We start from the raw sequence: 20,512 nt of genomic DNA, 5'->3' as shown, positions 1-20,512 counted from the left end.
ACCCCGATCGGGGTGCGGCGCCCTTCGCGGTGACCGGGACGGAGCGTCCCGGGCCCTCAGGCCGACGGGCCGGGCTCGTCGTGCTGCTGGGCGGTGCGCAGGGCGAGGGCGAGGTCCTCGGGGCGGCGGGAGGAGGCGACCCAGGCGGTGGTCGGGTCCTCCGGGTCGAGCACCTCGACCCGGATTCCCGAGGGGGCCCAGACCCGCAGGCAGTGATGCGCGAGCGGCTCGAAGTCCTGGCCCACCGTGCGCTGCCAGTCCTCGCCGCGGAGCACCTGCGCCGGGCCCAGCAGGTCCACGTCGATCTGTGCGCGCCCCAGGCGGAAGCGATGCTCGGAGACCTCCAGGACCGGGGAGTACAGCACGGCGAGCCCGAGGGCGATCAGGATCGCGATGACGCCCACGATGATCGCGACCGTGAGGTCCAGGGGCACCAGCGCCAGCCCGAGGACGCCTCCCAGCGCGACGGCGACGATCCAGGACCCGACGCCCGGCAGCAGGCGCTCGTGGAACAGGGGCTCACCGCTCGACGGTTCCGGGGCGGGCCGGGAGCGGGGCGAGGCGGGAGCGGGATCGGAGGCGCGATCGGGGCGTGCGGGCATGGTGCCATCGTCTCACGCACCCCCTGGACGCCCGGGAGGAGCCCGCGCTCAGGGACCTCCGGGGATCCGTGCGGACGGACGGCCTAGGCTGGGCCCCATGCCTGCCGAACATGCTCCGACCGTTCCCGGCGCCGCGCCCGCCGCTCCCGCGTCGCCCCCCGCCCCCGCGCTGCGCCTCCGGCGCGGCGACGGAGTGCCGATGCCGCACCGCGCCCACGCCGATGACGCGGGTCTGGACCTCTCCAGCGCCGAGGAGCTGGTGATCCCCGCCGGCGGCCGCGCCCTGGTCGACACCGGACTCGCCCTCGCGCTGCCGCCGGGGACCGTGGGCCTCGTCTGCCCGCGCTCCGGTCTCGCCGCGCGCCACGGCGTCACCGTCCTCAACGGCCCCGGTATCGTGGACGCGGGGTATCGCGGCCCGATCAAGGTCGCCCTGCACAACACCGATGCCGAGACCCCCTTCGCCCTGGGGATCGGGGACCGCATCGCCCAGCTGGTGATCGTCCCGTTCCTGGCGCCGGTGCTGGAGGAGGTCGAGGACCTGGAGGACACCGACCGCTCCGCGGCGGGCTTCGGCTCCAGCGGTGGATTCGGCGCCTCGGCGCCCGCCCCCGACCAGCACCAGGAGGGATGACCCATGGGACTGTTCTCCCGCAGGAAGAAGCAGCAGGACGAGGCGCCCGAGGGCGCCGAGTCGCTGGACGTCGAGATCGACGCCGACGAGGACGCGGAGGCGGACTCCGCGGAGGACGGGGCGCCCGAAGGGGACGCGCCGCGAGCGCAGGAGGACCGCGAGGACTCCGCTCCGCAGCGCGGTGCGCATCTCGAGGACGGCCCCTACGACGTCGACGACGCCCCCGAGGAGGAGCGGATCGACCTGGGCGGACTGCTGGTCCCCACCATCGACGGCATGGAGCTGCGGATGGAGGTCGATCAGCGCACCAGCGCCGTCACCGGCGCCAACCTGGTCATCGACGGCTCCTCCCTGCAGGTGCAGGCCTTCGCCGCCCCCAAGACCCGCGGGCTGTGGGAGGACGTGCGCACCTCGCTGCGCGACTCCGTGGTCTCGCAGGGCGGCACGGCGGAGACCCGTCCGGGCGCCTTCGGCACCGAGCTGATCACCCGCCTCCCGGTCAAGCGCACCGACGGCCGCACCGGTTACCGCCCCGCCCGCTTCATCGGGATCGACGGGCCGCGCTGGTTCCTGCGCGCGATCCTCACCGGCAAGGCACTCGGCGACACCGAGCAGTCCCAGCGCTTCGAGACCCTCATCTCCCGCCTGGTGGTGGTGCGCGGCGCCGAGGCGATGGCGCCGCAGGAGCTCATCGCCCTCCACCTCCCCGGCGAGCGGCCGGGTCTGAGCCAGATCCGCTCCGGCCCGCTGGACCCGCTCGCGCGCGGTCCCGAGATCACCGAGGTCGGATGAGCACCCCGGCGCACCCCCCGACGCCTCCCGACCCGGAGGGCTCCGAGCACGGCGGCGCCCCGGCGCCCGCGGAGCCCGCGACCGCCCCGGAGAGCACCGACCCCGCGGCGGACGGCTCCTCCCGCGGCGGACTGGGCGCCGTCCTGCGCGAGGAGGAGTTCTCCGTCTCCGACGCGATCGGCGGTCGGCGCGGGATCCTCGAATCGGTCCTGCCCACCGCGCTGTTCGTGGTGCTGTTCGTCGTCACGCGCTCGGTGATGGTCGCGGCCGTCGCCGCGGTCGCCGTGGTGGTGGTGCTCCTGGTCGCCCGCATCGTGGCGCGGCAGAGCCCCTCCTCGGTCCTCGGCGGGCTGCTCGGGGTCGTGATCGGCGCCGTCCTCGCTGTCCGCTCCGGGGACGGCTCCGACTTCTACTGGCCCGGCATCGTCACCAACGTGGTCGCCGGGATCGTGCTGCTGATCTCGGTGCTGGCCCGTCGGCCGCTGGTGGGCGTGGTGATCGCCCTGCTCGACCCCCGGGTGAAGGACTGGGCGCAGCAGGCGGACGCCCGGCGCGTCTACACCCGAGCCACGCTGCTGTTCACGGCGCTGTACATCGCCAAGGTCGCGGTCCAGCTGCCCCTGCTGCTGACCGGTCAGGTGGCCGCCCTCGGGGTCGCGAAGATCGCCATGGGACTGCCCGCCTTCGCGGTGATCGTCTATCTTGTCTGGCTCATGCACCGGGCGCTGATCATGCGCCGCGAGGGCGCCTGAGCCCTCGGGATCGGACGCCGCCGCGCGCACGGAGACGCGCGGAGGCGGCCGCCGGGTCACAAGGATCGTCCACTGGATGAGACAATGAGCCGCGATGCGCTCCGCACGCGCCCAGAAGGGCCCGCGGGACGCGTGCACACACGAGCATCCACCCTCCGCCCGGGCGCGGACGGGGGCGAACGGAGAGGGAGTGGTCCGATGACCCCGGAGGCCGAACGAATGACGAGCCTTCCCGCCGCGGGAGGCGGCCGCCTCCTCACCCTCACCGTCGGTCCGCCCGCCGCGGGCGGCACCTTCGTGGCCCGTCATGAGGGACGGGTGGTCTTCGTCCGCGGCACCGCGCCCGGCGAGACCATCACCGCCCGTCTGCTGGATGATCCCGAGGAGAAGGCGAACGCGCGCTTCTGGCGCGCCGAGGCCGTGGACGTCCTCGAGGCCGGCGTGGACCGGGTCCCCTCCGTGTGGGAGGAGGCCGCGGCCGACGGCGTCGGCGGCGCCGAGTGGGCGCACATCGCGCTGCCCGCCCAGCGACGCATCGCCAGCGAGGTCCTGCAGGAGCTCCTCCGCCGCGCCGGGGTCTCGAGCTTCCCGATCGAGCAGGTCCAGGTCGAGCCCGCATCGCACGACGTCGACGGCCTCGGCTGGCGCACCCGGGTGCGCTTCGCGGTGGACGCCGACGGACGGGTGGGGATGCGCGGCTGGCGCTCCCACGACGTCCGCGACGTCGGGGAGAACCCGCTCGCCGCCCGCGCCATCCGCGAGCTGCGCCTGGGGGAGTGGACCGCCCCCGAGGGCACCGAGGCGATCGACGCCGTCGCGCCCTCGGCCGGACCCGCCTCGGTGGTGCTGATCGGCCGGGACCTCGATCCCGAGGCCGTCGTGGTGCCCGAGGCCTGGGGCGAGGCCGACGTCTCCGTGCGCACCTCCCGCGGGCTCGTGCCCCTGCGCGGCGACGGCACCGTCCACGAGCGCGTCGGGGAGCGACTGTTCACCGTCGCCGCGACCGGGTTCTGGCAGTCGCACCGCCGCGCCGCGGAGATGCTCGGCGAGGTCGTCGAGAGCACGCTGGGCGCTCCGCGCGGTGGAAGCGCCTGGGATCTCTACGGCGGCGTGGGCCTCTTCGCCGCGGTGGCCGCCGAGCAGGTGGGCCCCGACGGGACCGTCATCACGGTCGAGGGCAACCGGCGCGCCTCCCAGCTCGCCGGCGAGAACCTCGAGGACCTCCCGCAGGTCTCCACCGCCACCGCCGATGTCACCGACTGGGTGAAGGCCCGTCGCGGCGGCGTCGACGCCGTGGTGCTGGACCCGCCGCGCAGCGGGGCGGGCGCCGAGCTGATGGAGCTGCTCGCCGCCGCCGTGCGCCAGCGGATCGTCTACGTCTCCTGCGAGCCCTCCACCCTCGCGCGCGACCTGGCCGCGATCGAGAAGAAGGGGTGGCGCGTCGTGGACCTGCGCGCCTTCGATCTCTTCCCCCACACCCACCACATCGAGTCGGTCGCCTTGCTGGAGCCCGCCGGGGCCTGAGGTCGCCCGGCGACGGGCGCGCGGCGGCGCTCGGTGCCGGCATCGTGCTGCGCACCACAGCGGAGCAGCTGACGAGCTGTCATGTCGATCGCCGCGATCGTGGTAGAATTTATCTTGACGTCAAGATATCTGCCGGGACAGGCCCGGCGTGACCCCGTATCGACCTGCACGGACGACCGTCCGGGACAGGTGCCGCGTTCGCCTGCCTGTGGAGGTGCTCGCGCCTACGATGGAGGGGTTCACCCACCACTGAAGGAGTGCGCCAGATGAGCACCGTCGACTCGTTCGCCGCCAGACAGGATCTCACCGTCGGGGGCACCGACTACGAGATCTACGCGCTCGACGCCGTGGAAGGCGCCGAGAAGCTTCCCTACAGCCTCAAGATCCTGCTCGAGAACCTGCTGCGCACCGAGGACGGTGCGAACATCACCGCCGATCACGTGCGGGCGCTCGCGGGCTGGGACGCCGCCGCCGATCCGTCGGTCGAGATCCAGTTCACCCCGGCCCGCGTGATCATGCAGGACTTCACGGGCGTCCCCTGCGTCGTCGATCTCGCCACCATGCGCGAGGCCATGCAGGACCTCGGCGGGGACCCGGAGCGGATCAATCCGCTGGCCCCCGCGGAGATGGTCATCGACCACTCCGTCATGATCGACGTGGCCGGCCGTCTCGATGCCCTCGAGTCGAACATGGAGCTCGAGTACGAGCGCAACCGCGAGCGCTACCAGTTCCTGCGCTGGGGCCAGACCGCCTTCGACGACTTCAAGGTCGTCCCCCCGGGCACCGGCATCGTCCACCAGGTCAACATCGAGTACCTGGCCCGCACCGTCATGACCCGCGAGGCCCCGGCGGCCGACGGCTCCGGCACCGTGCTGCGGGCGTACCCGGACTCCTGCGTCGGCACCGACTCCCACACCACCATGGTCAACGGCCTGGGCGTGCTGGGCTGGGGCGTGGGCGGCATCGAGGCCGAGGCCGCGATGCTCGGCCAGCCGGTCTCGATGCTCATCCCGCGCGTGGTGGGCTTCAAGCTCACCGGCGAGATCCCGCCGGCGGCCACCGCGACCGACGTGGTCCTCACGATCACCGAGATGCTCCGCGAGCACGGCGTGGTCGGGAAGTTCGTCGAGTTCTACGGCGAGGGCGTCGGCCAGGTGCCGCTCGCCAACCGCGCCACCATCGGCAACATGAGCCCGGAGTTCGGCTCCACCGCGGCCATGTTCCCCGTCGACCAGGTGACCGTCGACTACCTGCGCCTGACGGGCCGCTCCGAGGAGCAGCTCGCGCTGGTCGAGACCTACGCCAAGCGCCAGGGCCTGTGGCACGACCCCTCCGCCGAGATCGAGTACTCCGAGTACCTCGAGCTGGACCTCTCCACCGTGGTGCCCTCGATCGCCGGGCCCAAGCGTCCGCAGGACCGCATCATCCTCTCCCAGGCCAAGGAGTCCTTCCGCGAGGTGCTGCCCTCCTACGCGAAGGACCACCCGGTCACCACCAACGGCGACGGCTCCTTCCCCGCCTCCGACCCGGCCACCCCGGAGTCGGACAACGAGTCCGGCGGCACGGCGCCCGAGCACCAGCACGTGCCCGGCCGCGCCTCGAACCCCGCCGCGGTGGCGGGGCAGGACTTCACGATCGACCACGGCATCGTCTCGATCGCCTCGATCACCTCCTGCACCAACACCTCCAACCCCTCGGTGATGATGGCGGCGGGCCTGCTGGCCCAGAACGCCGTGGACCGCGGCCTCACCGCCAAGCCCTGGGTGAAGACCTCGATGGCGCCCGGTTCCCAGGTGGTCACGAACTACTACACCAAGGCCGGCCTGTGGCCCGCTCTGGAGTCCCTCGGCTTCCACCTCGTCGGCTACGGCTGCACGACCTGCATCGGCAACTCCGGACCGCTGTCCCCGGAGATCTCCGAGGCGATCGCCGAGAAGGACCTCGCCGTCACGGCGGTGCTCTCGGGCAACCGCAACTTCGAGGGCCGCATCAATCCCGATGTGAAGATGAACTACCTGGCCTCGCCGCCGCTGGTCATCGCCTACGCCCTCGCGGGCACGATGGACTTCGACTTCGAGAACGACCCGCTGGGCACCGACGCCGACGGTCAGGACGTCTATCTCCGCGACATCTGGCCCAACCCCACCGAGGTCGAGCGGGTCATCGGCGAGTCCATCTCCCAGGAGATGTTCACCGACGACTACAAGGACGTCTTCACCGGCGACGAGCGCTGGCGCTCCCTGGAGACCCCCGAGGGCGCGACCTTCGACTGGGACGCGGAGTCCACCTATGTGCGCCGCCCGCCGTACTTCGAGGGCATGCAGCAGCAGCCGGAGCCCGTCACCGACATCGAGGGCGCCCGCGTCCTGGTCAAGGTCGGCGACTCCACCACCACGGACCACATCTCGCCCGCCGGGTCGATCAAGCTCGACTCCCCGGCCGGCCGCTACCTCCAGGAGCACGGGGTCGCCCGCAAGGACTTCAACTCCTACGGCTCGCGGCGCGGCAACCACGAGGTGATGATCCGCGGCACCTTCGCGAACATCCGCATCCGCAACCAGCTCCTCGACGGCGTCGAGGGCGGCTACACGAAGAACTTCCTGACCGGCGAGCAGGAGTTCATCTACGACGCCGCCCAGGCCTACGCCGAGCAGGACATCCCGCTGGTCGTCCTGGCCGGCAAGGAGTACGGCACCGGCTCCTCCCGTGACTGGGCCGCCAAGGGCACCAAGCTGCTCGGCGTCCGGGCCGTCATCGCCGAGAGCTACGAGCGCATCCACCGCTCCAACCTCATCGGCATGGGCGTGCTGCCGCTGCAGTACCCCGCCGGCGAGTCCGCCGAGTCGCTGGGCCTGGACGGCACCGAGGCCTTCGCCATCACCGGTGTGACCGCCCTGAACGAGGGCACCACCCCGAAGACGGTGCAGGTCGTCGCCACGAAGGAGGACGGCTCCACGGTCTCCTTCGACGCGGTGGTGCGCATCGACACCCCCGGCGAGGCGGAGTACTTCCGCAACGGCGGCATCCTGCAGTACGTGCTCCGGCAACTTGTCGGTAGTAAGTGACCTGCTCGGATATGAGGCTGTCGGGCTGCTCGAGGCGCATGCTTCGGTAGCGGCTTTAGAGTCCCACAGAACGCGCCCCGTCAGGCTTCTGCCTGGCGGGGCGCGCTCGTGCCGTGTCGTTAGCGGTGGCCGGAGGGACTGTTCGGAGGAGAGTCCGCACGCGGGCGCAGCCTCGGGGAGCGGCGACCGGAGGGGGCCCGGCGTCCCGGGGCGGTCACGCGAGGACCCTGACCTTCCTTCCTCCGCGCCGGCCGCGCGAGACGATCTCGACCTTGCCATTGGACTCGAGACGCTGGAACAGCGTGTCGTTGGATGACCCGGAGGGGAGGTCGAACTCTGATCCGACTCCGTCGAGCAGCTTGTTGTAGGGGGCACCGAGCAGTGCCAGCACTTCGATCACGGCATCTGGTGAGGCGTCCCTGAGCCGCACCAACTGTCCGACGACCAGATCGGGGTTCTGCGTCGCATGGGCGATGCGCCGGACCTGGTCGAGGGGGAGCCGGACGCGGTTGGCTCGCGCGTACTGGCCTGCCGCTGCGAGCCCATCGGTGTCGCCGTCGTCCAGGTAGACCTGAAGGTTCTCGACGACCATACGCCGCAGATTGTCGGGAGTCTGCTGGCTCTTGACGAGATCCGCGGCGAACCCGTTCAGCAGCGTCGGGTTGACGAAATCGCTGACCTTCTCCGAAACACCGAAGGCTTCGGAGACGGCGGCCCACCCGGCCTGCGCGAAGTGGCTGAAGGCCTCGGCAGAGTCAGCCACGAGGTCAGCCTCAAGCGCACGCGCAAAGAGGTCGTCGGCGAAGGGGACGAGATCTACCACGTCGATGTAGTCAGTGAGGTCCAGCCCATCAACCAGTCGGACACGAGAACTCGCGGGAATGAGGCCCGACGCGTTGAGGATCTTGATCGCGAGCGCACGCCTGTCCTCGGTGCTGGTCTCGTCGGCGTCACGCAGCTCGATCGGATCCGACCTGGCAGGCACGAGGAAACGGGCCATGTGCTGATCGATGCCATGGTGCTGCGCGTATCGCCAGACGTTCGCCACGGTGGGCTGCAAGAGTGAAGCATCGACTAGCGCGGGCCAGACCTCGGATGGCGCATCGGTCAGATCTTCCAGTGCGGCGGAGTGAGAGCTGGCTTCAAGGACTTGCTGGAGCTGCTCTCCCGTCCAGGTCTCGTACTGCTCGTTGAGGATCTCGACGAGCACGGGCTCCGACTGCACAACATGCTCGATGGCGTCTTCGTCGCGCACCGCGATGAGGTACGCGTTCATACTCGATCGAACGTAGTCCCAGACGATGTCTCGCTTGCGAACCTCGTCCAGCGCAGGATCGGCGGTTGTGCTTAGGGCGAGTCGCAGGTTCGCCGTGGTGATTTCGTACTTCTGGGCTTTGACGATGCGGTCCCGGAGGGGAGGGGCGATGTCGTCCAGCTTGCCGACGATGATTCGCGATTCCTTCGCGAACGAGTAGATGTGATCCGTTCGCTCATGAGATTGGGGCGTGTTGAAGGCGCTCAGCTCGCGGTAGTGGGCGTTGATCCATGCCTGAGTCGTCTCATCGACGTCGTAGAGGTCGGCGGAACGCGCACCGAGCAGCGCAGCATCCACCAATCGGATTCGAGTCGTCTCATCGGGCAGACCGGGGTGACCGGTGAGGTAGTTGAACACGCCGGACCACGGATGGGCCGCGAGTAGCTCGATCAGCCGCTCCCGCGGAGCATCGGCAGCGTTGAGGAACGCGTCGAGGAACGTCTGCCAGTCCTTGCTTCGATCGGCGACCAGGAACGCGACGAGCGATTTTGCGTCGTTGGGGCGCTCCAGGATGATGTATGTGACCACCTGGATGTTGTATGCGCTGACCGTGCTTGTGAAGTCTGCCGGCACCTGTTCAAGCAGGTTGCGAACAGCATTCTTGCTCGTAAATTCGTGATCGAGGTACATTTCATTCGGTTGGACGCTGTGGTTGTAGAAGAAGGCGACATCGACGCCGACGAAGCTGCCGTAGAAGACCGCGGAGTACTCGGCATAGTTCCTGGTGATATAGCCTCGGCGGACGAGGTCGCGCGCCAGATCGGACTTCAGCGTGTTCGTTATCCGATCGGAGAACGTCGTGGACCCGCTCGGGAACCGCTCATACTGGGCGAGGCGATCGAAGTCCGCCCCGCGAAGGTAGGCGATGTCTTCGTCAATCTGCTTCACTTGCCGTTCCAGTTCGGCTGCGCTGAGGGGAGCCCACGACTCGGGGTCGGCTGCTTCGGGGAACACGAGGGCGAGTCGCCTCCCGCTGAACACGATCTTGAAGTTGGAGTTGCTGATCACTGCCAGAGACCCTGATGTGGCGACTCGCCCCCAGAAGGTTTCACCATCGATCGCCCCGACCGAGTACTGCTCGTCGCCCACCTCGAACGGGCCCGACGACCAGCCTAACCTCGAGGGCAGAGCTTCCGTGATACTCCGGAGTCGCGCCCCCAGCATCTTCGCGGTCTCGTCGCGGCGTAGCCGTTGCTCTTCCGCGTGGACTCGCTCGCGCCTCTTCCTCTGCAGGTTCTCGATCGTGGTCCTGACCAGGTCGCGACGTTGTTGCTCGAGGACGTCGAGGGTGCTGCTGCGCTGGGGGATGGCCTCGAAGTCAGCGAGGTGGAAATTCTTGTAGGCGACGAGGGCGAACAGGTCGTCGGCCGTCATGCCGGGAGCGCGGGTCTCGACCCACAGCAGCTTCTCGGCGAACACGACGAATTCATTGCAGATGTTGATCAGGAGCCGCATGTCTGTGGCGTGGCGTGCGACGAGGTCGAGCAGAGGTCGCGACACGATGTCATCAGGAAGATCGAGACGAGTTAGCGCGGCGATGAGGTGATCGCGTGCGTTGCGATGCGTGATGAACGGCACTATCGGGATCACGAGCTCGAAGAACTTGGTCCGGTTCGCCCTCTCCACTGCAGCTTCCGCGAGGTCGACTGCGTGCGTCCGCTTCTTCTCCTGCTCTGTCCCGGTCCTCGCAGCGGAAGCGTCTGCCGCAGTTCCCCTCGTGGTGGGATCTGGGTCGCTCCTCGTTGGTCGCGTCGTGTCATCCGGATCCGGTTCTGCCCCTAGCTGTTCGAACAGGCTATCCTTGATTGCGTAGATGAACCGGAGGGGCTGGGACTTGCTTTTCCAGCGCGAGGACTCGTTGATGAGGGTGTTCAGCTCTCGGAGCGAGTCAAAGATCTTCGGATCGTCGAACCGGTCCAGATCCTCGAAGATCACGTAATCCGGGTTGACAGCATCGAAGAACGTGACGATCTCGTCGAGGAATCCATCGAAGTAGGTCGTCGCCTTCTCGCCCAGCGTGATTGTCGTTCCTGCGGTTGCGACCTCTGACACGATGCGATCCCCGATGAGCCACCGCACGCCCCATGCCACCATCCACACGAGCGCGACGAAGAGCGCGGTGAGCCACCCCTCGACGGCCTGGTCGGTGGTCGACCCGAACCAGGACTTCGCAGGGCGCAGACCCACCAACCAGAGGAGCGCCAGCCCGACAGCGGTGGCAACACCGGCTTGCGCGAGCGCGCGCCATGGTGTCAACGGCTGGCTACGAGCGAACCTGGAGCGTCGCAGCTTTCCCGGCTTCGCTCGATAGATGAGCTGCTTGACGAGTTCCTTCTGGATCCGGTTCGTCAGGTCCTCGTCGTCTTCGTCCGGACCAAGGGTGTTGATGCTGATTCGGACGGTCGTGCTCTTGTGCTGTTTCTGGAATTCATCGAGCACGCTGGACTTTCCAGAGCCGTATCGGCCGGTGAGTGCGATGTTTCTGTTCTTGGGATCCTTGACCGCCTCCTCGAGGTGCTGGACGTACACGCTGTGATCCGGAAGATACTCAGGGGCCAGGGAACGCAAGGTTAGACGCGTCCCCGGGGCAAGCTGGGGCTTCGCGTTCGTCTTGCTCGGGCCGTCATCGGCTCCAGTGGTCTCCGTCACGCTGCCAGTATGGCGTGGCGTCGCACTGAGCGGGTGAGCGTTCGCCACGGTCAGGGTGTCGAACGACGCCAGGGTGCGTCGGGATCGGCGAGTGTCTCGAGCATGAGTTGGCACCAGACCTGCGCCGCGCCGACGACCAGGCGGGCGTGTCGCGGGCGCACCCACCTGGGCACCTCCTCTGCTCCGTGGTCGATGCCGACGCTGTTCCTGAGTTCGGTGATGCTCTGGGTGAGGGTGACCAGTGACTGGAGTGCCTGGCGGAGCGCGCGGTCCTCGTCGCTGACCGACTTTGGGGCGAGGCCGAGCGACTCCTGGGCGGCGTTGACGAGGGCCGGCACCTTCGCCTTAGGGGCATAGGTCTGTCCGCGGGCGGTGAGAACGCACTTGGCGGTGGACTCGATCAGTGCCTTGGCGGTGCTCACGGCGAGCCGCGGATCCGTGTCGACGCTGTCGGCGAGCCTGTGCAGGTGGTCCTGGATGGACTGCGGGTCGGGGAGGGAGTTGAGCGCGTCCTCGGTAAACTTCGTCCCGGCTCGGCCGAGGAGCACCATGCCAGTGGCCTCGTCGACCTCGAAGCCGTCTTCGCGCAGGATCCGGACCCACTTCTCGCCTAGGCTGTTGTCGTTGCCCCAGCCAACCGAGCCGTCCTGGATGATCGTCGGAAGATCGTCGCCGAGCACGGCGGTCAGCCGCCGAGCGTCGGCGGCGTCGCCCAGGTCGAGCGTCGCGAGGTACCGCCGCATCCGCTCGCGCCGCACGCTCTCGTTGTTGTCGCGCGGCTGCTCTGGGCCGAGCGCGACTCCCCGGTCGTCGAACAGCGCGTCGATCTCGCGCAGAGGCGTCGCAGTCAGCTGGTCGGAGAGCAGTCGCATCACGCGCGGAGTCATCACGCGCGGAGTGAGGGCTCCCATGCTCGGCTACTCGACCTTGTCGGGACGTATGGCGTGGACCTGTTCCAGATAGACGGTGGGGACTGCCGCACGGATAGGTCATCTTGACCTGATCTTGCGGCAGTCCCTCCTGAGTACGGGTTGGCAGCAGTAACACCGCGAGTGGTTGAGGAGCGCGGCACCGCGATGCGGCAGACGTACGACCCGCGGCAGCCGTCGCTTCGCATGCGACGCTCCGGGTCCCGGCCGCCGGTCGTACGATTCGAGCCCGTGTGTCGGAGCCCCCGAATAGGATCGGACCATGCTTCGAAAGCCGCTCCGGCGCAGTCGATGCCGGGCGGCCACGGGTCGTTCGGACGCCGCACCGACGCCCGCCCCCGAGCCCCCTGGCCCGGATCCCGACCACGCGTGGAGGGCGCTCGCTCTGATGAACGAATGGATCCGGCATTCTGACGCGAAGGCGGGCGTGACGCTCGCCTTCACCGGGGTCCTCGCGACGATGACCTTCAACCTCGTCAAGGATTTCCAGCCCCGCGACGCCATGTTCGACGCGGTGACGGTCGCGGCGTGCGTCCTGCTGGTCCTCACCGCGGCCCTCTGCGCCTGGACGCTGACGCCCCGCCTGAAGGACAGGGACACGGACAACGAGGCCATCAACCGGCTTTTCTTCGCCAGCATCGACCGCCACTTCCGAGGAGAGCGGAAACGCTACAGCGAGGTCCTGCGCACTCTGACCGCAGATCCGGTGGAACTGGTCGCTGACCTCGCGGACCAGATCCACGCCAACGCGCGGATCGCCACCGTCAAGGCCACTTGCGCCAGGTGGGCGATCAGATCGGCTCTCGCGGCCGGTGCCGCAGTGGCGCTGCTCGCGGTCCTCGTCGGAATCACGAACTCCTAGGAGGCCTCATGGACGGCAACCACAGCAAGTACGACTGGACCGCCAGTTCGGAGCGGATCAAGGCGATCCTGACCCAGCCGGCCAGGGCATTCGAGGACGTCAAGTCCCTACCTGACCGAGACTCGCTCACGTACACGAACGGCTTCTACGGCTGGTGCTCGGCCGTGTTCGTCGACATCCGCGGCTCGTCCGAGCTGACGGAGGACTACACCAGGCCGGTGCTCGCCAAGATCTACCGTGCCTTCATCTCCGAAATGGTCGCGGTCCTGAACTCCCACGAGCTAGTGAGGGAGGTCAACATCGTCGGAGACTGCGTCTGGGCGGTCTTCAACACGCCGACGAAGCCGGACCTCGACGAGGTTTTCCGCGTCGCTTCGCGAGCGAACACTCTCCTCAAACTACTTAACCATCACTACAACAAGAGGGGCATCCTTCCCCTCAAGATCGGGATCGGCGTCGACTACGGCCGAGTTCTGATGGTCAAAGCCGGGTACAGCGGCAGCGGCATCAACGACGTCGTTTACATGGGAGACGTCGTCAACCGCGCAGCGCACCTCGCTCACGAAGCCGGCCGCACGGGGAACAAGCCGATCTTCATCGGCCCCGTCTTCCAGCAGAACCTCAACGACGACAACCAGGCCCTCCTCACTCGCGAGAGAACGGCAGCACTCGGAGAGGTATACACAGGCGACTTCGTGAACACAGCGATGAACAAGTGGCTCGGAAGCCTCTAGCTCAGCCTGTCACGGCTACCACCATTTCGCGAACGTTCGTCTGCCGGATCTATGTCCGCAGGCAGAGCGGGGCAGATTTGCCTCAAGTATCGAAATGGAAGCATGTCGACTCAGGTGAGTCAGGGGTGCAGGGTAGTTGCTTGCACGTCCAAACATACCCCTGACCAGGTAAATTTCCTCGTCGACAGTGAAAAGCGACTACCGCAGAGTACAGCGAAGCATGTCTCAGTACGTGCTTCGGCAACTTGTCGGTAGTAAGTGATCTGCTCGGATATGAGGCACTCCGGTTGCTCGAGGTGCATGCTTCGGTAGCGGCTCTCTAGGCTCGAGTCTCTCACGACTGCGCCCCGTCAGGCTTCGGCCTGGCGGGGCGCAGTCGCGCTGTGACCTGGCGTTGTGCGGGACCGTGTGGCTTCTGCCCTTCCCGTCGATGGGTGAAACCACCGCACCTGCCGTCAACGACTGGATCGAGGTAGAGGCCTTGCCTGCCTCAAAACGGCGACGATCCAGTCGACCTGCGCCGGCGTCAGAGGCGGCGCGCCCTCTGCCATGGCGGCTCCCGCTTTTCGCATGAGTTCCAGCAGCTCCATCGACTCCGGGCCGTCCGCGTCGCGTGCCGTGAGACGCAGGATCGCCTGACGCTCGCGCTCGTATGCTCGTCGAGTCAGGCGCGCGAGGGCGTGGCGGTGCTGGTCTCCGCACCTTCGCTCCGCGTCCGAGTGCACCGCAACGACGCTAGTGGAAGCGATAACTACCTGGAAGTGATGGCTACCTGCCGAGACGCTGGGTGGGTGTCAGATTCCCTGAAGGCGGTGCTTCGCGCGTGCGCGACATCCGCGGTTCCCGGGGACTCACCCAGGAGGGCCTCGCTGAAGAGCTGGGAGTGAGCCCGCGGTACCTGGCCGGTATCGAGCGGGGCGAGCGCAATCTGACGCTGGACTCCGTCGACGTGCTCGCTGACCAGCTGGGCGTAGCGGCGCGGGAGCTGCTCGTTCCGGCGGGAGACGTCACTTCCTGAGGCTGAGCGGCTCAAGGAGTCGCTCCTGGATCTGAGAGGCCGCCGGATCGTTTGCAAATACGGCGCGCTGTCGGCGGTATCGCCAGGTGCATGCCGACAGTCATGCTTTCGAATAGGCCCGACGTAGACTCCCTCGACATCGCGGTCGTGCTCCGCTGCAGCGAGGCCGGGGAGGACGGCCGGCGCTGCGGTCCCCAACGACGGACGCCGGAAGCCTCTCGAAGAGCTGGTGTACGATCGACGCAGCACGACAGGTCCGCTTCTCGAGATGAGACGCGGGCCTGTTCTTTACGCCCTCGCGTCGGGAAGCGTGCACACTGAGCTGGCGGGTCCCTGGCAATGGCCGTCTTCGCGCCGGTTCTCCCCGTACATACTCGGTGGCCATCGACTGCAAGGTCGCGCAGAACGGATTCCGTACAATATTGCTGCTGAATATTCGTAGTCGTGGGAACCGCCCGATCGTGCCTTTTGGGGGCCACTGATCGTGCCGGCGGGGGCCAGTGATCGTCTCTTCACCACGCTGTCTGTTTTCCTTACCCCGGCTCTCGTCTACGCATCAAGGTTACGTACCGGAATTCGCGATTAGGACGGTCGCGAGGCAGGGATCGATCGGTCGACGCCGCCTGTGTGCTGTTCGCTGTCGCGCTCGTGACCGTGCTCGGTCTGTGGCGCGGTTCGGGTGCAGCGAGGTTGTGGCGCTCACCGCTCGCGGCGCTGTGGCTCCTTCCCTTGGTCCTGGAAGGAGTCGTGAGGTTCGCGCTGCCCGGCGGCATCGAGATTCCACCGCTGGGCACCGCGTTGTGGACGTGCACCCTCCTGCTCGCCGCGCTCAACGAGGAGCTCGTCAATCGGGTCGCCGTGCTCGGCGTGTTCCGCAGGAGGATGGGACCGACATGGTCGGCAGTCGTCTCCGGAGCGAGGTTCGGTCTCGCGCATCTCTCCCTTCTCGTCACGACACCGACGAGGACCGCAGATGACACCCTCCTCAATGTGCTCGCCTCGGCCCCGTTCGGGTTCGCGCTCGCGGCGTTCCAGATTCGCTTCCGCTGGGCGTTTTCCCTCGTGCTGGTGCACGCGTTCGCCAACGCGTCAGTGATCTTCGTCGAGGTCGACATGCCGTTCGTCGGTGACCTCGCGGTCCACGCGGCATTCGTGCTCGTCGGAGCCCTGCTTCTCAGGACCGACCACCAAGGGATCGCTGCCCGGAGAGGTGATCATGGGGTGCCGACGCTTCAGATGAGCCCTTGATTCGCGATCGCGGAAGAACTTCATGCCGATGGGCGCACGCCAACGTTGATTCGGTGGGACCGCGTCCCGCCAGCACGTCCTGACATTGCACCATTGGGGCTGATACCACTCTCCATGAGGTCGCGACAGGCGAGCTGAGCAACCGGCACTGCTAGAATCCAAGGGGTACGCCCCGGTGACTATTCGGACCTCCTGGCCCGGACTCCCGGGCATTAGTCTTGTAAGGGGACACATATGCCGACCGAGCCGCTGCATCTGGTCGAATCCCACGAGTGGTCTGGGCTGTGGTGGTTGGCCGACGCGCCGGACGAGCGTGTCCCGGGCGTGCTGCGATACGAGCGCGACGGCGGTGCGAAGCTGACGTTGATCGGCACCTTCGAGGACCGGGTCATGACGTCGCCCCGACCCGGCGTCACGCATGTGCATGAAGGCACGCGGTCGTGGGACGTCATCCACGGCGTCGCTGAGAAGAGGCAGATCACCCTCCTTGGGTGCATCCCGACGAGCACGAACCGAAACTTCGGCGCGCGGGTGAAGAGCCCCGACAATCAGGTGGTCTCGGCTCAATCCGCGCTGATCGGCGTCCACGCTGCGAACGCGGAAGCTGCACTGTACGAAGGACTTCAGGTCTCCATCGAGGATCTCGGTCGCTGGGCGGCAGACGGGGTCTTCTCGTCGTCGATCGGCGGCCCAGGCGGGACGCCGTTCGACGGCAGCGGCTCTATCTGCGTGAAGCCGCTGGAGTCAACGTCGGTCCTGGTCGACGGCACCGAGTACTCACTCGAGCATCTTCGCAATCCTCCGTACTTCGACGAGCTTCGCGGGAGGACGACCGCGCGGATCCGTGACACAGTCTTCTTGCAGGTCGCTCCGCCGGAGGCATGCTCCTTCGAGGATGCGCTCGCGTGGGCGAAGTCTCTGCAGGACCTGATCTCGCTCGCGACGCATCGTGCTGCCGGGGTGATCTGGCAGCGGCTGAAGCTGACGGGGGACGGGCCGGGGGCCGAACGGCATCCGATGGAGCGTTATGTCGAGGTGCTCTACTCGCCCGCCGCAGTGGGGGAGTGGGACGCAAAGGCCATCGAGCACCACAGAGTGTTCTTCACCTGCAGCGACATCGCCTTCGAGGAGATCGTCCCGCGATGGTGCACGGTGCGGGATCGCCTCCGGGCCTCGACGGACCTGATCTTGGCGCTGCGGTACGCGCCGGCGCAGTACGTCGAGAGCCGTCTTCTCATGGCGGTCGGCGCTGCCGAAGCCCTCCATCGGGCGCTCGGAATCGAAGAGCGCCCGATGCCGAATGCTGAGTTCAAGAAAATGCGCGAGGCGATGCTTGAGATGGCTCCGGAGGATCAGCGGGAGCGGCTCAAGTCCGCGATCCGCAACGGTATGACTCTCCGCGACCGGCTAGGGGCTCTTGTCAATCGGCCTGACCAGGAGGCGGTGTCCGTGCTCGTTCCTGATGTCGAACGATGGGCCAGCAGGACGGTAAAGGCCCGCAACGACCTGGCTCACGAGGGACGCACCACGATGCACGAGCTCGAGGAGCTCGTCGCCGTCGTCGAGGTCACGACGGGCGTGGTGATCCTGAATCTCCTGCACGAGATCGAGCTGCCCGCGGACCGTCAGCGAGCGATCGTGAGGGAGCATCCAAAACTCCGGATGATCGCGCGCTGGGCGAGGACGGAGCTCGTGACGCCCGAAGCGTAAGCTCGTTGAGGGCGAGGTGCCGAAGGCGAGGCCCAGTGCCCTCGATCGCATCACTGAAGGTGTAGCCAGCCCACGTAAGGGAGTCGAGTCCCCATCGAGTCACCACTGGAATGACGACTCGACTGGCCATCCGTGAGCGTCATAAACGAGTCGAATGGGGCGACTTCTACATTGACGTAGAGCGAGTCGAAGCAAGCCGCACACGCAAGAACCCCTCTTGGCTGTGCCGGGCATCGGCCATGCGTCAACAAGGGACATTGCAGTCGGACCTGGTGCGAAGGGTCCTAAGTAAGCAGTCCGGCGGTCTGAGCTGTTCAGCAGCGTACCGCCGCAAAACCGAGTTGCGGAGTCTGCGAGGTGCGAGTCACGCCTGTGCTTCCTGAGATCGAGGTCGTGCACCGGCGACTCGACGATCACGTTCGTGGTCGGACGATCGCCACCGCGACGGTTCTTCATCCCCGCGCCGCTCGTCGTCATGTGGCCTGTGCGGAGGATCTGGCAGCGCGGATAGTCCGTGCGACGGTCACGGGGACTGCGCGCCGCGGGAAGTACCTATGGTTGATCCTGGACGATGCAGATGCGTTGCTGTTGCAGCTGGGGATGAGCGGGCAGATGCTCATTACTTCTCATGATTTTCCAGTCGCTGTGCACGAGCGTGCGCGGTTCACCTTCGCCGACGGCGGCCACGATCTGCGGTTCGGCGACCAGCGCACGTTCGGCCATCTGACGTATGGCGAGGATGGATCGGTGCTGCCCTCGCCGATCGCCCAGATCGCGCGAGATCCGTTCGATCCGCTGTTCGATCAGGCGGCGGCGGTTGCGCGGATCAAGACCAAGTTCACCGGGATCAAGCGTGCGTTGCTGGACCAGGCGGTGGTGTCGAGCTTAGGGAACATCGGGACTAATGCGCGATCAGGTGTCAGCTGGCGGCCCACCCCCAGCTGACACCTGATCGCACTTTAGCCACCCCTGCCCTGGGTCGGCGAAGCTCTACACCAACTGATCGTCGTCCAGCAGAACGGTGTCGGCGATCTTCGTGGCTACTTCATCGAGTGATCCGTAGTCCGAGGTCGTCAGGCCAGAACGGGCGGCGAGCAGGGGACTCACCATACGGAGTTCCTCGAACGTCGTGCCATGCACGATGGGGATCACGCGGTCGGTCGCGAGCAATGCCGACAGCTCCTGCGAGGCGATGCCGTCGTTGTTGAGGCTTTGGAACATTGCCGGTGTCACCAAGACAATTCCGGCGCGGGAGCTGGCCAGGCCCTTATCGATCTTCCTGATGAGCGAGGTGCCCAACGGCACATCCATCTCGCTGAACCAGACCGTAACGTCGAGTCCGGTCAGGAGGTTGTGCAGCTCGAGCGCCGCGCCCTGGCGGTCATCCCACGCGTGACACAGGAAGAGGTCGCGCTGGCCGGTGGCGACTTCGGCGATCCGGACAACTTGTTCGCGGACCGGGTTCAGGGTCTGGAACTCGCGAACCGAGTAGGTAACCGTGGACCGTCGGGTGCGACTTGATGTGCTGGTACGGCGACCACCGCCACCACTACTGCTCAGACTCGATCCACCCGACGATCGGCTGAAGCTGGGGTACCGCTTCGGTGCAGGAGGGACGACCGGCTCGACGGATCGAGGAGGCGGAGGCGTGTACTCTGGTCGCTCGTAATACGGGTCTCGGTATCCCGTGTACCCGCCGTAGCGCCCCCCATGAACGGGGCAGTCTGCGCCGCCACCACGGATGTGTCCCAGAATCGGAGCTGTGCACTGTGCCATGAGCGCATGGTACTGGCCACTCCCGACATTCCACGCTCGACGCGGCCTAACCGCCGAGATCAGCCTGAGGGGAGTAGCTCGATGTCGTCGCGGCCACCGCGCGCCACGGCTGCAGCACTAAGAGCATCTGGCGGCGGGTCTGGCAGGGGAGGCTTCCGGCCCATACCGAGAAGTCGATCGGCCGCGACGGACGCCCGGTCATCAAGACGCTGCACCGAGTCTCTGACCTGAACCGAGCGTTCGGTCTGACTGCACATGATGAGCACGTCTTGGTCCGACAACGGCCCTTCTAACGGCTTGAGCGCTCGGAGCGAATGGGCGGCCGCTGAGGGCTAATCGCGTGGCTGGTCAGTTCGCTCTCGCCGAGCCTGCAGATCGCGGAGCTCGTCGATGTCTGCGAGCATCCGCGCTTTGTGGGCTTCGACGGCGTCGCGGTCCACCGGGTGATTGGCGATGAAGTCCTTCAGTCTGACTGCCATGTCGTACTTCGCTCTTTGCATCCGTCCAGGTCGCGGCAGATCGCAGGCACGTCACCTGGGCGCGAGCGGTACACGGGCGGTCTCGTGACCTCGACGCATCATAGCCACCGCCTGCCGGAGAACAACTTTGGATCGAGACGCCAGAGTGTCAATCGCCAAGTACCGCAATCGAAGCATGTATGTTTTGGGATGCACGAGCTGCCTTGAGACCGACTCGGATGCATCCCGATAGCCTTGACCAGGCGATATGCACTGTCCGATGGGCTCGAGCTCGAGTTCACAACTACCGTGTACCCCAGCGGAGCACGTCTCAGTACGTGCTGCGCTCGCTGGTCGCGGCCTGACGTTCTGACAGCACGACAGCGACGCGCCCCGGAGCCCCAGGCTCCGGGGCGCGTCGCGCTGTGCGGGGTCCGGCGTGAG

At 67.1% G+C, this 20,512-nt stretch carries 15 protein-coding genes; 11 read left to right on the top strand and 4 right to left on the bottom strand.

Annotation, left to right across the window (positions count from 1 at the left end; translation table 11 throughout):
- Positions 1-56 precede the first annotated feature (56 nt).
- Positions 57-602, bottom strand: coding sequence for a DUF3093 domain-containing protein (locus CXH06_RS17940; RefSeq protein ID WP_114856571.1), 546 nt, complete (start codon positions 600-602; stop codon positions 57-59).
- 97 nt (positions 603-699) lie between these two features.
- On the opposite strand from CXH06_RS17940, the gene dut reads away from it, so the two are divergent.
- The 5 genes from dut (at position 700) to acnA (ending at position 7,369) form a co-directional block, all read left to right on the top strand.
- The gene (gene dut / locus CXH06_RS17935; RefSeq protein WP_114856570.1) at positions 700-1,236 is read left to right on the top strand and encodes a dUTP diphosphatase; all 537 of its coding nucleotides are present in this window, start codon (positions 700-702) and stop codon (positions 1,234-1,236) included.
- Positions 1,237-1,239: 3 nt separating this feature from the next.
- Positions 1,240-2,028: a DUF3710 domain-containing protein gene (locus tag CXH06_RS17930; protein WP_114856569.1), complete on the top strand. Its 789-nt coding sequence runs from the start codon at positions 1,240-1,242 to the stop codon at positions 2,026-2,028.
- Positions 2,025-2,780 (top strand): DUF3159 domain-containing protein, encoded by a 756-nt coding sequence (locus tag CXH06_RS17925; RefSeq protein WP_114856568.1) that lies wholly within the window; start codon positions 2,025-2,027, stop codon positions 2,778-2,780. Before CXH06_RS17930 ends, CXH06_RS17925 begins: the two co-directional genes overlap by 4 nt.
- 198 nt (positions 2,781-2,978) lie before the next feature.
- Positions 2,979-4,304 (top strand): class I SAM-dependent RNA methyltransferase, encoded by a 1,326-nt coding sequence (locus CXH06_RS17920; RefSeq protein ID WP_114856567.1) that lies wholly within the window; start codon positions 2,979-2,981, stop codon positions 4,302-4,304.
- Positions 4,305-4,570: 266 nt separating this feature from the next.
- Positions 4,571-7,369, top strand: coding sequence for an aconitate hydratase AcnA (gene acnA, locus CXH06_RS17915; protein WP_114856566.1), 2,799 nt, complete (start codon positions 4,571-4,573; stop codon positions 7,367-7,369).
- Positions 7,370-7,583: 214 nt separating this feature from the next.
- Here the strand turns inward: acnA and CXH06_RS17910 are convergent, their stop codons facing one another.
- The gene (locus CXH06_RS17910; RefSeq protein ID WP_157975822.1) at positions 7,584-11,333 is read right to left on the bottom strand and encodes a hypothetical protein; all 3,750 of its coding nucleotides are present in this window, start codon (positions 11,331-11,333) and stop codon (positions 7,584-7,586) included.
- A gap of 50 nt (positions 11,334-11,383) precedes the next feature.
- Positions 11,384-12,205 carry an abortive infection family protein gene (locus CXH06_RS17905; protein ID WP_232820421.1) on the bottom strand — a complete coding sequence of 274 codons (822 nt, stop codon included), beginning with the start codon at positions 12,203-12,205 and terminating at the stop codon, positions 11,384-11,386.
- A gap of 445 nt (positions 12,206-12,650) precedes the next feature.
- On the opposite strand from CXH06_RS17905, the gene CXH06_RS17900 reads away from it, so the two are divergent.
- The 6 genes from CXH06_RS17900 to CXH06_RS17875 all read left to right on the top strand — a co-directional run bounded on the left by CXH06_RS17900 (position 12,651) and on the right by CXH06_RS17875 (position 18,779).
- Positions 12,651-13,124: a Pycsar system effector family protein gene (locus tag CXH06_RS17900; protein WP_114856563.1), complete on the top strand. Its 474-nt coding sequence runs from the start codon at positions 12,651-12,653 to the stop codon at positions 13,122-13,124.
- 8 nt (positions 13,125-13,132) lie between these two features.
- Complete coding sequence (locus tag CXH06_RS17895; RefSeq protein WP_114856562.1) at positions 13,133-13,858, top strand: adenylate/guanylate cyclase domain-containing protein; 726 nt, start codon at positions 13,133-13,135, stop codon at positions 13,856-13,858.
- 823 nt (positions 13,859-14,681) lie between these two features.
- Entirely contained in the window at positions 14,682-14,876 is a 195-nt protein-coding gene (locus tag CXH06_RS17890; RefSeq protein WP_232820420.1) for a helix-turn-helix domain-containing protein, read from the top strand.
- 747 nt (positions 14,877-15,623) lie between these two features.
- Positions 15,624-16,124: a CPBP family intramembrane glutamic endopeptidase gene (locus tag CXH06_RS17885; RefSeq protein WP_157975820.1), complete on the top strand. Its 501-nt coding sequence runs from the start codon at positions 15,624-15,626 to the stop codon at positions 16,122-16,124.
- Positions 16,125-16,358: 234 nt separating this feature from the next.
- Complete coding sequence (locus tag CXH06_RS17880) at positions 16,359-17,834, top strand: HEPN domain-containing protein (RefSeq protein WP_114856559.1); 1,476 nt, start codon at positions 16,359-16,361, stop codon at positions 17,832-17,834.
- A 372-nt stretch (positions 17,835-18,206) separates the two neighbouring features.
- Entirely contained in the window at positions 18,207-18,779 is a 573-nt protein-coding gene (locus tag CXH06_RS17875) for a DNA-formamidopyrimidine glycosylase family protein (protein WP_232820419.1), read from the top strand.
- A gap of 45 nt (positions 18,780-18,824) precedes the next feature.
- Here the strand turns inward: CXH06_RS17875 and CXH06_RS17870 are convergent, their stop codons facing one another.
- Entirely contained in the window at positions 18,825-19,610 is a 786-nt protein-coding gene (locus CXH06_RS17870) for a toll/interleukin-1 receptor domain-containing protein (protein WP_114856558.1), read from the bottom strand.
- Positions 19,611-20,512: the final 902 nt, after the last annotated feature.

Source organism: Brachybacterium sp. YJGR34 (assembly GCF_003347015.1).
In the GTDB taxonomy this organism is placed as follows: Bacteria; Actinomycetota; Actinomycetes; order Actinomycetales; family Dermabacteraceae; genus Brachybacterium.
The sequence above is the reverse complement of the archived record's forward strand: the minus strand, read 5'-3'. Positions and strand labels throughout refer to the sequence as shown.

Coding starts and splice junctions, on each gene's coding strand:
- dut (WP_114856570.1), top strand. CDS start 700: ATGCCTGCCGAACATGCTCCGACCGTTCCCGGCGCCGCGCCCGCCGCT.
- CXH06_RS17920 (WP_114856567.1), top strand. CDS start 2,979: ATGACCCCGGAGGCCGAACGAATGACGAGCCTTCCCGCCGCGGGAGGC.
- CXH06_RS17880 (WP_114856559.1), top strand. CDS start 16,359: ATGCCGACCGAGCCGCTGCATCTGGTCGAATCCCACGAGTGGTCTGGG.
- CXH06_RS17925 (WP_114856568.1), top strand. CDS start 2,025: ATGAGCACCCCGGCGCACCCCCCGACGCCTCCCGACCCGGAGGGCTCC.
- CXH06_RS17870 (WP_114856558.1), bottom strand. CDS start 19,610: ATGGCACAGTGCACAGCTCCGATTCTGGGACACATCCGTGGTGGCGGC.
- CXH06_RS17895 (WP_114856562.1), top strand. CDS start 13,133: ATGGACGGCAACCACAGCAAGTACGACTGGACCGCCAGTTCGGAGCGG.
- CXH06_RS17940 (WP_114856571.1), bottom strand. CDS start 602: ATGCCCGCACGCCCCGATCGCGCCTCCGATCCCGCTCCCGCCTCGCCC.
- CXH06_RS17905 (WP_232820421.1), bottom strand. CDS start 12,205: ATGCGACTGCTCTCCGACCAGCTGACTGCGACGCCTCTGCGCGAGATC.
- CXH06_RS17900 (WP_114856563.1), top strand. CDS start 12,651: ATGAACGAATGGATCCGGCATTCTGACGCGAAGGCGGGCGTGACGCTC.
- acnA (WP_114856566.1), top strand. CDS start 4,571: ATGAGCACCGTCGACTCGTTCGCCGCCAGACAGGATCTCACCGTCGGG.
- CXH06_RS17930 (WP_114856569.1), top strand. CDS start 1,240: ATGGGACTGTTCTCCCGCAGGAAGAAGCAGCAGGACGAGGCGCCCGAG.